Genomic DNA, 12,215 nt, shown 5'->3' with positions numbered 1-12,215 from the left:
CAGGGCGCGGCAAAGCCGCGCCCTGCCGGGCCCACATCCCGCCGTCCGCAGGACGCAAGGCGAAAAGCCGCGCAGGCAACAGCGCTGAGGCCACTGACTATCCGAAGCTGGGGTCTAGGTCGTCAATCTGTTCCAGTAGCCAGGTATGGAACGTCTCAAAAGCCACCGGCATCGGCCTTGTGCTTGGCCACACCAGAAAATAATCCCCCAATGAGATGCTTTTGCTCTCAAAGGCTCTGATGAGCCGTCCAGAGCTCAATTCGTCTTGGATCAGGTAACTGGGGAGAAGTGCCAAACCCAGCCCGTGGATTGCTGCTGGGATCATTGTGGAAAACTGATCAAACAGCATGCCCTGCAATGCTGGGGGAGAGATTCCCTGTGCTGAAAACCATGACTCCCAAGCGTTCGCCCGGGTATCGAGGTGAAGCAGCGGTGCGTCCAGCAACCATTCGGCCGAGTGTCGGTTTTGGGGGCAAAGGTGCGGTGCGCAAACCGGCACGACCTCTTCGCGCATGATCCGCAACGCATTGACGCCCGGCCAATCGAGACCACCAAAATGGATCGCGGCATCAAAGGGTTCCATGGTGAAATCAAACGGCTTCAACCGCGTGTTCAGGTTGATCGTGACACCGGGGTGCTTACGGGCGAAATCGCTCAGCCGTGGAGCAAGCCAATGCATGGCAAATGCAGGCAAGACGGACAGGTTTAGCGATCCGCCCATTGGATTTGCTTTCAGCTTTAGCGACGCCTGCGCCAACTTCTGGATCGCTGCGCGTGCTTCGATAACATATTCCTGCGCCGCAGGTGTCAGCTGTAGTCGCATCTGATTGCGTTGAATCAGTGCGACATCCAATTGCTCTTCCATCACCTTCAGTTGCCTGCTGATTGCGCTTTGTGTCAGTGACAACTCTTCTGCTGCTGCAGAAGCGCTGCCCAGACGATCTACCGCCTCTAATGCAAGCAGAGAGCTGATGGAGGGCAGGAACCGACGCGGGATATCCATATAACTTTACCTCATACCTTCCTTCCGAATTATCATTCGCTTTCTTTGGATCATAGGGTGATATTGCTCTTGCTGCATAAAGTCAGTCAAAGGACCTATTCCAAAGATGAACACACATACTGAATTCCAACCCGCGGGTCGTCTGAATGGAATCGCCTTGTCCGAGATCGTTCAGATTTCCGAGCGCGCAGCGGAGTTGCGGCGTCAGGGCGTGGATGTCATCGCGCTCAGCACCGGGGAGCCTGACTTTCCAACCCCTGCGCATGTGGTCGAGGCCGCGCATCAGGCCGCGCTGGCGGGACAGACCCGATACACCGCTACCGCAGGGACACCAAATTTACGCGCTGCCGTTGCTGGTCAGGCTGGGGTTGGGACGGAACAGGTGATGATCTCGACCGGAGCAAAACAGGTGCTTGCGAATGCGTTTCTGGCGACGTTGAACCCGGGTGACGAGGTGATCATGGCCGCGCCATTCTGGACCTCTTATGCTGATATGGTGAGACTGGCGGGCGGGGTGGCTGTTGTTCTAACCTGCGACGCGGCCCAGGCGTTCAAGCTTACCCCGGCGCAGTTGGAACAGGCCATCACCCCGCGCACAAGGTGGTTGTTGCTGAACTCTCCGTCCAATCCAACCGGCGCAATTTATTCCGAGGCCGAGCTGCTTGCTCTGGCGGATGTTCTGTCCCGTCACCCACATGTCTGGGTGATCTCGGATGAAATCTATCAACACCTGAGCTATGTGCCCTTTACACCGTTTGCAGAGGCGCTGCCAAAATTGGCGGACCGGGTTCTGACCGTGAATGGTGTGTCCAAAGCGTTTTCTATGACCGGGTGGCGGATCGGATGGGCCATTGGGCCACTGCCCCTAATCAAAGCAATGACCGCCGTTCAGGGGCAGGTTACTTCTGGGACGTGTTCTGTCGCACAGGCGGCGGCTTTGGCCGCAGTCACGGGCCCACAAGGCCTGCTTGCGGATCGTCTGGTCGAACTACGGAGCCGGCGGGATATGATGGTTGACGGCCTGAACGCCGCAGGGCTGGAGTGTCCTGTGCCGGATGGCGCGTTTTATGTCTTTCCGAAGTGCCCGGAAAAAATGCCATCGGATCCGGAGTTCTGCCGACATCTGCTGGATAAGGCGGGAGTTGCGGTTGTTCCCGGGCGGGCTTTTGGCATGCCGGGACATCTACGCTTGTCATTTGCCTACGGGCTGGAAAGCCTGCAGCAAGGATTGGTGCGCATCACCCGCGCGGTAGAAGCTCTGTAACCTGTTTCTGGGCGTTTGCCCTTACTTACATATCTAAAGAAAAGGTCGCCCAATGGATCGCGCCCAGATCGTTCACGAAAACTTCTTGTCTCGCGTGGCTGCCCGGGATTTCCCCGCAGGCGCGGCCCCGCAGATGGGGCTAAGCGCCACCGAGGCTGTGTCATTGTTCCGGGCGCAGGTGCTTAGCCGCGCACTGGACCGTACCAGCCGCGCGATGCAAAAGGCGGGGCAGGGGTTTTACACCATCGGATCGTCGGGTCACGAGGGCATGGCCGCGGTGGCCCATGCCCTGCGCCCAACCGACATCGCCTTTCTGCACTACCGTGACGCCGCGTTTCAGATCGCGCGGGCCGATCAGGTGCCGGGGCAACAGATCGCGTGGGACATGCTGTTGTCCTTTGCCTGCTCGTCCGAGGATCCGACCTCGGGGGGGCGTCACAAGGTATTGGGTTCCAAGGCCCTGACCATCCCACCGCAGACCTCAACCATCGCCAGCCACCTGCCTAAGGCGGTCGGGGCGGCCTATGGTCTGGGGGCTGCGCGTCGTCATGCACCTGAACATCGTGAATTGCCGGAAGATGGTATTGCAATTTGTTCATTTGGGGATGCGTCCGCCAACCACTCTACCGCGCAGGGGGCGATTAATTCAGCGGGATGGACATCGGTGCAATCCGTGCCCCTGCCATTGCTGTTCATCTGCGAAGATAACGGCATCGGCATCTCGACCAAAACCCCCAAAGGGTGGATCGAAACCTCGATGGAGTATCGACCCGGCATAAAGTACTTCCGCGCAAACGGGTTGGATATTTACGAGGCGCATGCGGTTGCTCAAGAGGCAGCCGAATATGTCCGCACACGGCGTAAACCGGCGTTCTTGCATCTGAAAACCGTCCGCCTTTATGGCCACGCAGGGGCGGATGTTCCGACCACCTATCTCAGCAAAGCTGAGGTCGAAAGTGACGAGGCCAATGATCCGCTACTGCACAGCGTGCGCTTGCTGGATCAAGCCGGAGCGCTCAGCCCGGAACAGGCCCTCTCGATTTACCATGACACCTGCGCGCGGGTGGATCGTGTCGCGGCCGAGGCCGTCAAGCGCCCCCACCTGAGCGACGCTAAATCCGTCATGGCCAGCCTCATCCCGCCGAAACGTGACTGTAAGCCCACCAATGGCCCCAGCGACGCAGCCCGTGCCGAAGTCTTCGGCGGCGACATGCGTGCCATGGCCGATCCGCAACCGATGAGCCGGATCATCAATTGGGCCCTGACGGATCTGATGCTGGAACATGGCGAAATCGTCATGATGGGGGAAGACGTTGGTCGCAAAGGTGGCGTATATGGCGTCACACAGAAGCTACAGGCGCGCTTTGGCCCGGACCGGATGATCGATACTTTGCTCGACGAGCAGTCTATTCTAGGGCTGGCGATTGGCATGGCGCACAATGGGTTTATCCCAATCCCCGAAATCCAATTTTTGGCCTATTTGCACAACGCTGAGGATCAGATCCGTGGCGAAGCAGCAACTCTGCCGTTCTTCTCAGACGGTCAATTCACCAACCCAATGGTGCTGCGGATCGCTGGTCTTGGGTATCAAAAAGGATTTGGGGGCCATTTCCACAACGACAACTCGCTGGCTGTCCTGCGCGACATTCCCGGTGTCATCATTGCTTGCCCTTCGACTGGTGCGGATGCGGCCATGATGCTGAGGGAAAGTGTGCGACTGGCGCGCGAAGAACAGCGCGTTGTGGTGTTCTTGGAACCCATTGCCCTCTATCCGATGCGCGATCTGCACAGGGCGCAGGATGCGGGCTGGATGACGACCTATCCGTCGCCAGACCAACGCATCGGTTTGGGTGAGGTTGGCGTGCACGGCGATGGAACCGATCTGGCCATTGTCACCTACGGCAACGGGCATTATCTGTCGAAACAGGCGCTGCCCGAACTCGAAGCCGCCGGTCAAAGCACCCGGGTCATCGACATGCGCTGGCTATCGCCGCTGCCCGCTGAAGCCCTGCTCGAGGCGACAAAAGGCTGCAAACATGTACTGATCGTCGATGAATGTCGCCGCACCGGCAGCCAATCCGAGGCGTTGATGACGCTGTTCGCCGAGCACAGCAATCAACCTACCGCCCGCGTCGTGGCCGAGGATTGCTTTATTGCCACCGGCCCGGCCTATGCCGCGCCGCTCCCCTCCAAAGACGGCATTATTGCCTCCGCGCTTGCATTGACAGGAGCCCGCTCATGACCCGCACCGCTGTTGTGATCTGTCCCGGTCGGGGCACCTATAACAAGACCGAACTGGGGTATCTGCACCGCCATTACGCGGGACGGATGGACATGTTCCGGGAATTCGATGCGATCCGCGCAGAAACCCGGCAAGAACCGGTAACGGCGTTGGATAGTGCAAGCCGGTTTTCAGTTGGAAAATACTCACGCGGGGACGTCGCCTCGCCACTGATCTATTCCGCCTCACTGGCCGATGCACAGGCATTGGCAAATGATATCGAGGTTGTGGCCGTCACCGGCAATTCCATGGGGTGGTACATCGCCTTGGCGGTAGCGGGGGCGGTCAGCCCTGAAAATGGATTTCGCGTCGTCAACACCATGGGCACGTTGATGCAAGAACAGCTGATCGGCGGTCAATTGGTTTATCCGTTTACCGACGTCGACTGGGTCAACGACCCCGCGCGCAAGTCTGCGTTGTTGGGGCAGGTGACTGAGATCAACGCGCGCGAAGGGCACACACTTGCCTTGTCCATTGATCTGGGCGGTATGTTGGTCCTTGCTGGCAACGAAGAAGGGCTCAAGGCGTTTGAGGCAGAAAACCCTGTGGTCCAAGATCGGTTCCCGCTGCGGCTGGCTAATCACGCGGCGTTCCACACCCATTTACAGACCCCTGTTGCGGCGCAAGGCCGGGCCCAGCTCGGCATTGATCTGTTCACACAACCGGACTGCCCCCTGATTGATGGACGCGGTAAAATTTGGTGGCCGGGGGCCAGTGATATCAAAGAACTGTGGGATTATACTTTGGGGCATCAGGTGACCGAGACGTATGACTTCAGCCGCGCCATCCAAACAGCTGCGCGTGAATTTGCGCCTGATCTGTTCATTGTCACCGGTCCCGGCACCACTTTGGGCGGCGCGGTGGCGCAATCTCTGACCTTGGCCAATTGGCAGGGTATGGACAGCAAAGCCGCCTTTCAGTCCGCGCAGACAGCCAATCCCTTCTTGATTTCGATGGGCCGCGATGATCAACGTGGCTTGGTTGTGAAATGAGCGACCAGCCTGCCCCGGTTGGGGCGGGCCCCCTAACTGCACCCCACATTGCTGGCATATCCTGACTCCGAGGACCGAAATTGACTCCTGAAAACGCGCAGAACATTTGGTTCCAAACTTGTGCAGAAAAAGTGACTGCTCCGCCACTGTCGTGGGATGTTTCTGTTGATCTCGTTGTGATCGGCGGTGGGTATTCTGGTGTTGCTGCGGCGTTGCAAGCGGCGCAAAGCGGTGCATCCGTCTGCCTGCTCGAGGCGCAGGAGATCGGGTCTGGCGGATCCGGGCGCAATGTTGGTCTGGCCAATGCTGGTTTATGGTTGCCCTCGGTTGAGATCCGCAAACATCTGGGACAGTCGCAGGGGGATCGCCTTGTGACTCTGCTAGCCGAGGCCCCGAGCCGGGTGTTCGACTTGGTCGCACAGCACGATATTCAATGCGAACCGGTGCGCCAAGGCACCCTGCATTGTGCCCATTCGCCCAAAGGGTTCGCTGACCTGCAAACCCGCCACCGGCAGTTGTCTCAAGATGGCGCACCAGTTGTTTTACTGGATCAGGCCGAAGCCACCCGGCGCACGGGCTCTTCTGCCTTTCATGGTGCGCTGTTTGATCCGCGTGCAGGCACCATTCAGCCGCTTGGATATGTCCGGGGATTGGCGCGCGCGGCCGTGGCCGCCGGAGCGCAATTGCATGCGCGAACCCCAGCACTGAACATCCAGCATGACGGCGGGGTTTGGCAGGTTGAAACCGCTGGCGGCACTGTGCAGGCCAAGGCACTGATACAAGCAACCAATGCCTATCATCAGGATCTGTCAGCCTCTGCGCAGAGATACGTTCCCGTGAACTACTTCCAATATGCCACGGCCCCTTTAGCACAGGGTTTGCGCGACACCATTCTGGCCGGTGGCGAAGGATGCTGGGATACGGGGCTGATTATGACGTCATTTCGCATGGATCAGGCTGGGCGTCTGGTGATTGGTGCGATGGGGAATCTCGACCACATCGCTAGCTTTGCCCACAAGGCTTGGATCAAACGCAAACTGACAGAGCTGTTTCCTGCGCTTGCAGGCCAGCCACTGACGGCTGGCTGGCACGGACGCATCGCGATGACCTCGGATCGCATCCCTAAAATTATTTCGATTGGGCCAAACGCCTTGGCTGTGTTCGGTTATTCGGGGCGGGGCATCGGTCCGGGCACTGTGTTTGGCATGGGCATGGCTGACAGTCTGTTGTCAGGTTCACCGGATCCATTGCCCATCTCTGCGATCCCGACCCACCCTGAAGCCCTGACTGGCGCACGTCAGATATTCTTTGAAACCGGGGCGACCCTGACCCATCTGGTGAAATCCCGCGGGCTTATTTAAAGCTTCGCGATATTTGGGCGGCTGGCCTAGATCCCGTGCGCAAATTGTTGCGCCAACCGTTCAATTCGCTGCCGCAACCAGCGATGCGCGGGGTCTGCATTCGAGCGTTCATGCCAGACAATATAGATCGCGACGGGTTCACAGTGGAATGGCACCGGGGCGTTATCCAACCCAGCCAAGGGTCCCAGCGCCATCAGTGCCGTATCAGTGGAAATCAGGTCACTGCCCTGAATAAACGCCGGGATTGCGTTGAAGTGAGGCAGGGTCAAAACCGGCGCCTTTATCTGGCTCTGATCCACCCCACGCAACACCACCTGCGCACTGCGCCCATCGGCAAAGCGCACCTGAACATGATCGGCCTGACAATACGCGTCCCAAGTTGATGGGGGTGCGCGGTGTCTCGCATCGTAATAGATCCGCATCTCGCTTTGCATCAGACGTTTCTGGAAAATGTCGGGCCCATCGGGGGGCATGGGGGTAAGCATCAGCTGACAGCGGTCGCTGCGCAAAATGGCAGCGTCCGGCACACCCGAAGGCACAAAATCCAACCGCAATCGCAAACCCTCAGACCGGGCCTCTCGCAGCAGCTGGGGAAAAATGAGCTCGCGCTGCAGATCATTTGCAGCGATCTGGAAATGCAAGGCTTCGGCGTTGGGGTCAAAAGGGCGCGCATCGGTTAGCGCCTTGATCCCATCCAGCACCCGCTGCATCGGCTCTTGCAGGGCCACTGCCCGCTCTGTTGGTGTCAGGCCCTGACCCGATCGGACAAACAGCGGATCACCCAGAACCACGCGCAACTTGCCCAACGTGTGACTGACGGCGGATTGGGTCACCCCCAAGCGGTCAGCGGCCTTGGACACTGAAGACTCCTCTAGGATGGTCAGAAAGGTCTTTAAAACCTTGCCATCCAGATCGGTAATATCGAAATTGCTCATGCAATCTATTAATAGGCATGAATGGTTTTTGTGTCGATGGCGCGATATGGCCTGACGAACACGCGAACAGGGGACGCACCATGGGCATGCGCATATTCTCAGATAAGAAAAGACCGGTGCATTTGGGATCGTATCCGTTGGAGCGATTGCAGCGCAGGTCCGGTCTTCCTGATCTGTCGTCAGCACCGGCGCAACAGCAACTCAGCTTTCATCGCCCGGACCAGCCCGACAGCATCGTCAATGCGATGGGCGAATTTCAAGCAATGATGGATGCCATTCGAGATGGGTTGGTGAATCCGGTTCAATCGGAAATTCCAACTGATCCGCAGGAACGTTCGGATCACCTCAAGGCGTTTGGGTATTTCAACGATGCGTCGATGATTGGCATTGGGCCTCTGCCTGAAGCAGCCCTGTTGGAAACGCCTCTGCGCAACCCTGACATTGACCGCTTGGCGCATGCGCTCAAAACCCGTCAGACAAAGACATTGGCGTCAGGCATTGACGTGATCATGGCAGATCTGCGCGATAGCATGCAGGCTGTACCACGTCCCATCGATGGCCACCGTAATGCGATTGTCTTTCTCTACGAACATATGCGCGACCCCAAGGCGGACGAACCGGGCAGCGATTGGATCATGGATGCCCAAGATCACCGAGCCTGTCTGCTGGCCACTGAAAATGCGATGGTCATTGCCAACTACATCCGTCTGTTGGGCTTTGATGCACGGGCGCATACCGCGACTTCGACTGATGTGGATCTTGGAAAACTCGCCGTTTCTGCGGGTCTCGTATCGCTTGAAGAGGGTGATCTTGTCACGCCATGGCTGGGCAAACGCTTTGGCCTTGCGGTAATCACTACAGAGATGGATTTGGCACATGATCAGCCATTGGCCCCTATGGCGGATCAGCCGTGGTTCAAAACTCAAGGCCCCGCATGGTGGCTGGGCGCGGGTTTTGCCAAGAATGCGATGAACCGCGACCCCTACGCGAAACGCCGCTATGTAGACGGCGCGCAGCCGTTCGAGCGGCTGAAACGCGTGGACACCCCCACCACCTATATCGACGAAGAAAACGTCGCACGCGTTCCCAAGCGCGCCGATATGTTCGCCCGGGCACAGTTTGGTGACATGGGCAAGACGCTGCAAGATGGGGCAAAGGGCGGTCACTACGTGCGCAAAGCCGCGCCCAGTTTTGCCCAACGCCGCGCGCTGGGGGCCTTCGTGCTGTTGCAAGATGGTGAAACGGCCGACGGCACCCGCCCTGGTGACGCGCAACGCAATGCCGATAACCTCAAAGCGGCCAGCTACTTCCTAGGTGCGGACGCTGCGGGCCTGAGCCGATGTCCGGATTGGTCTTGGTATTCGCATGACGCCACCGGCGAGGAAATCGTGCCACCTCACGACCAAGCCATCAGCATGATCATTGATCAGGGCTATGAAACCATGGAGGGGTCCAGCGGCGACGACTGGATCGCGGTTAGTCAATCCATGCGCGCATATCTGCGGTTTTCGCTGTTGGGCGGCGTGATGGCGCAACAAATCCGCAATCTTGGTTACAAAGCTAAGGCCCACACAGTGATGGATGGCGAGGTCCTGCAACCGCCCTTGCTATTGCTGAGCGGATTGGGCGAGGTCAGCCGCATCGGCGAGGTGATCTTGAACCCATACCTTGGCCCACGCTTGAAATCGGGTGCCGTGACCACCGACATGCCAATGGCCCACGACAGGCCAATCGATTTTGGCCTGCAAAAATTCTGCGAGAGCTGCAACAAATGCGCCCGTGAGTGTCCATCGGGCGCAATCACCGCAGGCCCCAAGCGCATGTTCAACGGATACGAGATCTGGAAATCCGACAGCCAGAAATGCGCCACCTATCGGATTACTACGCCCGGCGGCGCGATGTGTGGGCGATGCATGAAAACCTGCCCATGGAACCTCGAAGGGATCTTTGCAGAAAAACCGTTTCGCTGGGCCGCGATGAACATCCCTTCAGCCGCGCCTGTGCTGGCCAAACTGGATGATGCGGTGGGCCACGGCGAATTGAATGACGTCAAAAAGTGGTGGTGGGATATCGAACTGGACCAGGATGGGGCTTACCGTCCGACCAAACACCCCTTGAACCGGCGTGGCCTGCAACGGGATCTGGATCTGAAGTTCGAGGATCAGACCCTTGCGGTCTATCCCGCGCCGCTGGCCCCGCACCCTTGGCCCTATCCTTTTGCGATGGACCGCGAGGCAGGGATCGCTGCCTATGAAAACATGATCAGCGCCGAGGAATATCAAGCCCGCAAGGCGGCGGGCGATTTGTCGGTCGTGCACCGCTATCAGATTTCTGGCGATGCGCCGGTGATCCGGGTTGAGCTGTCCAAGGTCGATCAGATGACCGCAGACGTCACCAAATATGAATTCTCATCGTTGGATGGTAGCCCCTTGCCGAACTGGACCGCTGGGGCGCATCTCGATATCCTTGTGGCACCTGAATTCCTGCGCCAATATTCGATGTCGGGCAACCCAACGGATCGTTCCACCTATCAGATCGGAGTGCTGCGCGAGGATGAGGGGCGCGGTGGCTCGGCCCTATTGCATCGCATTTTTGATGAGGGGCGCAAGGTCTTCGTCTCGAAACCCATCAACCATTTCGAACTGGATGAAACAGCTACCAAAACTTTTCTCATGGGAGGCGGGATCGGCATCACGCCCATGATCGCCTTTGCACACCGCCTGCATGATCTGGGGGCGGACTTTGAGCTGCATTATTCCGCCAGCACCCGTGCCGGGGCTGGGTATCTGGACGATCTGGCCACCATGCCATGGGTGGATCGGGTGCATCTGCATTTCTCGGACGAAGGCACCCGTGCGGATCTGAACGCCGTCATGGCCGGGTATCAGAGCGGTTGGCACGTCTACACCTGTGGCCCTGATCGGTTCATGGACGGCGTGATGCAGGCCGCTGAACAACAGGGCTTCCCCGAAGAGGCGAGGCATCTGGAGTATTTCTCGGTTCCTGAGCAGCCAGAGCATGAGAACCACGCATTCACGTTGAAGCTGGCCAAATCTGGGCGCGAACTGACCGTGCCCGCGGACAAAGACGCCGCCGAGGTGCTGAATGCAGCTGGCATTCAGGTGGATGTGAAATGTGCCGACGGCATCTGCGGGGTCTGCAAATGTGGCTTGCTTGCGGGCGAGGTGGAACACCGCGATTTTGTGCTGTCAAACAAGCAACGTGAGGGGGCAATCATCCTGTGCCAAAGTCGCGCGGCCAAAGCAGACGACGTGATTGAAATCGACCTATGATCCAGATCACCGCGAGCGGAAGGGCAGACAACTTTGATTGTTACGTCATTTGCTAACCTGAAGTGGAAAACCAGACCTATGGGTTCGCTGCAGCGAACGCTTCGATTGAGCCCAAATTGATTGATTTCTGCAACGTATCGAGTGTCTGCAAGGTCGCGAATTGTGGGATAGGCAGATCGTTAGGTTACTTTAAAATTGGCATACCTCGAAAAACCTTGGTGTCATGATTTGATACACTGGATCGGCGTTAACCTGACCCAGATTTAAGGTTCATTCGCTTTTGGAAAGCCGGGAATTCTCCCCGAGCAGGGGCTATTGCACGATTTCTTCCAGCCGCTTTGCACCGGCACGCACCGTATCTATCGATAGCGTGAGATCATCTAAATCGTGTCGCAGGATTGGGGCATGGATCGATAGGGTGGTAAGTAAACGTCCGTGATCGTCACAGATTGGGACAGCTACAGCTGCCATCCCCTCCATGAACTCTTGATTATCAGTTGCGAACCCACGCTCGCGGGTTTCAGCAAGCTCAGTCATCAATTGTTCCGGTTTAACAATTGAGCGAGAAGTTTTCTGTTCCAGCTGCATGGATTGCAACAGGCGTTGCAATTTGTCGGGCGGCATTGAAGAGAGGTACATCTTACCGCTTGCGGTGCAATGAAACGGAACCCGTGTTCCGACGGGTAACTGGATACGCAGCGGCCAGTGCGTTTCGACACGGTCAAGGTAGACCATGCCGTAACGACCTGGCGCCGCTAGATTGCACGTCTCACCGATCTCTTCAGCAAGCTTTTTAAGGACCAGCAATCGCTCTGTCCGTACGCGTTGCGATGATAACGCATTGGCTGAAAGCTTGCGCAAACGCGATCCTGGACCGAACGAACGGCCATCAAGATCGCGTTGCAAAAATCCTTCTTCTTCAGCTGTTGCCAAAATCCGATGGACGGTTGGTTTAGGCAGGCCAAGGGCTGCGCTAAGGGCGCTAGGTGAAACAGGCGCGCCCTCTTGCGCGATCTGCTCCACCAGCAATAACAGACGCAAGTTCGTTGGAATGTGGCCCTTGTTATCGTCTGTCATGTCGTCCCT

The 12,215-nt window shown here is 57.8% G+C and carries 8 protein-coding genes; 5 read left to right on the top strand and 3 right to left on the bottom strand.

What is annotated here, in order from left to right; translation table 11 throughout:
- Positions 1–97: 97 nt before the first annotated feature.
- Positions 98–1,003, bottom strand: a complete 906-nt coding sequence (locus ABWV33_RS19890; RefSeq protein WP_353333265.1) for a LysR substrate-binding domain-containing protein — start codon at positions 1,001–1,003, stop codon at positions 98–100.
- A gap of 106 nt (positions 1,004–1,109) precedes the next feature.
- Between ABWV33_RS19890 and ABWV33_RS19885 the strand changes: the two genes are divergently transcribed.
- The 4 genes from ABWV33_RS19885 (at position 1,110) to ABWV33_RS19870 (ending at position 6,901) form a co-directional block, all read left to right on the top strand.
- Entirely contained in the window at positions 1,110–2,267 is a 1,158-nt protein-coding gene (locus tag ABWV33_RS19885) for a pyridoxal phosphate-dependent aminotransferase (RefSeq protein ID WP_353333263.1), read from the top strand.
- Between the two features lie 52 nt (positions 2,268–2,319).
- Complete coding sequence (locus ABWV33_RS19880; RefSeq protein WP_353333261.1) at positions 2,320–4,509, top strand: dehydrogenase E1 component subunit alpha/beta; 2,190 nt, start codon at positions 2,320–2,322, stop codon at positions 4,507–4,509.
- Positions 4,506–5,540, top strand: coding sequence for an ACP S-malonyltransferase (locus tag ABWV33_RS19875; protein ID WP_353333259.1), 1,035 nt, complete (start codon positions 4,506–4,508; stop codon positions 5,538–5,540). Before ABWV33_RS19880 ends, ABWV33_RS19875 begins: the two co-directional genes overlap by 4 nt.
- 80 nt (positions 5,541–5,620) lie before the next feature.
- Entirely contained in the window at positions 5,621–6,901 is a 1,281-nt protein-coding gene (locus tag ABWV33_RS19870) for an NAD(P)/FAD-dependent oxidoreductase (RefSeq protein ID WP_502930925.1), read from the top strand.
- 26 nt (positions 6,902–6,927) lie between these two features.
- Here ABWV33_RS19870 and ABWV33_RS19865 read toward each other — a convergent pair whose 3' ends face one another.
- The gene (locus ABWV33_RS19865; RefSeq protein ID WP_353333255.1) at positions 6,928–7,836 is read right to left on the bottom strand and encodes a LysR family transcriptional regulator; all 909 of its coding nucleotides are present in this window, start codon (positions 7,834–7,836) and stop codon (positions 6,928–6,930) included.
- 80 nt (positions 7,837–7,916) lie between these two features.
- On the opposite strand from ABWV33_RS19865, the gene ABWV33_RS19860 reads away from it, so the two are divergent.
- Positions 7,917–11,129 (top strand): reductive dehalogenase, encoded by a 3,213-nt coding sequence (locus ABWV33_RS19860; protein ID WP_353333253.1) that lies wholly within the window; start codon positions 7,917–7,919, stop codon positions 11,127–11,129.
- Positions 11,130–11,441: 312 nt separating this feature from the next.
- On the opposite strand, the gene ABWV33_RS19855 is transcribed toward ABWV33_RS19860, so the two are convergent.
- On the bottom strand, positions 11,442–12,206 hold the full coding sequence (locus ABWV33_RS19855; RefSeq protein WP_113822796.1) for an IclR family transcriptional regulator: 765 nt from the start codon (positions 12,204–12,206) through the stop codon (positions 11,442–11,444).
- Positions 12,207–12,215: the final 9 nt, after the last annotated feature.

Origin of the sequence: Phaeobacter sp. NW0010-22, assembly GCF_040365955.1 — a bacterium.
In the GTDB taxonomy this organism is placed as follows: domain Bacteria; phylum Pseudomonadota; class Alphaproteobacteria; order Rhodobacterales; family Rhodobacteraceae; genus OMPR01.
The sequence above is the reverse complement of the archived record's forward strand: the minus strand, read 5'-3'. Positions and strand labels throughout refer to the sequence as shown.

What these genes read in the sequence shown, in the direction of transcription:
- ABWV33_RS19890 (WP_353333265.1), bottom strand. Translation starts at nt 1,003, where the DNA reads ATGGATATCCCGCGTCGGTTCCTGCCCTCCATCAGCTCTCTGCTTGCA.
- ABWV33_RS19885 (WP_353333263.1), top strand. Translation starts at nt 1,110, where the DNA reads ATGAACACACATACTGAATTCCAACCCGCGGGTCGTCTGAATGGAATC.
- ABWV33_RS19880 (WP_353333261.1), top strand. Translation starts at nt 2,320, where the DNA reads ATGGATCGCGCCCAGATCGTTCACGAAAACTTCTTGTCTCGCGTGGCT.
- ABWV33_RS19875 (WP_353333259.1), top strand. Translation starts at nt 4,506, where the DNA reads ATGACCCGCACCGCTGTTGTGATCTGTCCCGGTCGGGGCACCTATAAC.
- ABWV33_RS19865 (WP_353333255.1), bottom strand. Translation starts at nt 7,836, where the DNA reads ATGAGCAATTTCGATATTACCGATCTGGATGGCAAGGTTTTAAAGACC.
- ABWV33_RS19860 (WP_353333253.1), top strand. Translation starts at nt 7,917, where the DNA reads ATGGGCATGCGCATATTCTCAGATAAGAAAAGACCGGTGCATTTGGGA.
- ABWV33_RS19855 (WP_113822796.1), bottom strand. Translation starts at nt 12,206, where the DNA reads ATGACAGACGATAACAAGGGCCACATTCCAACGAACTTGCGTCTGTTA.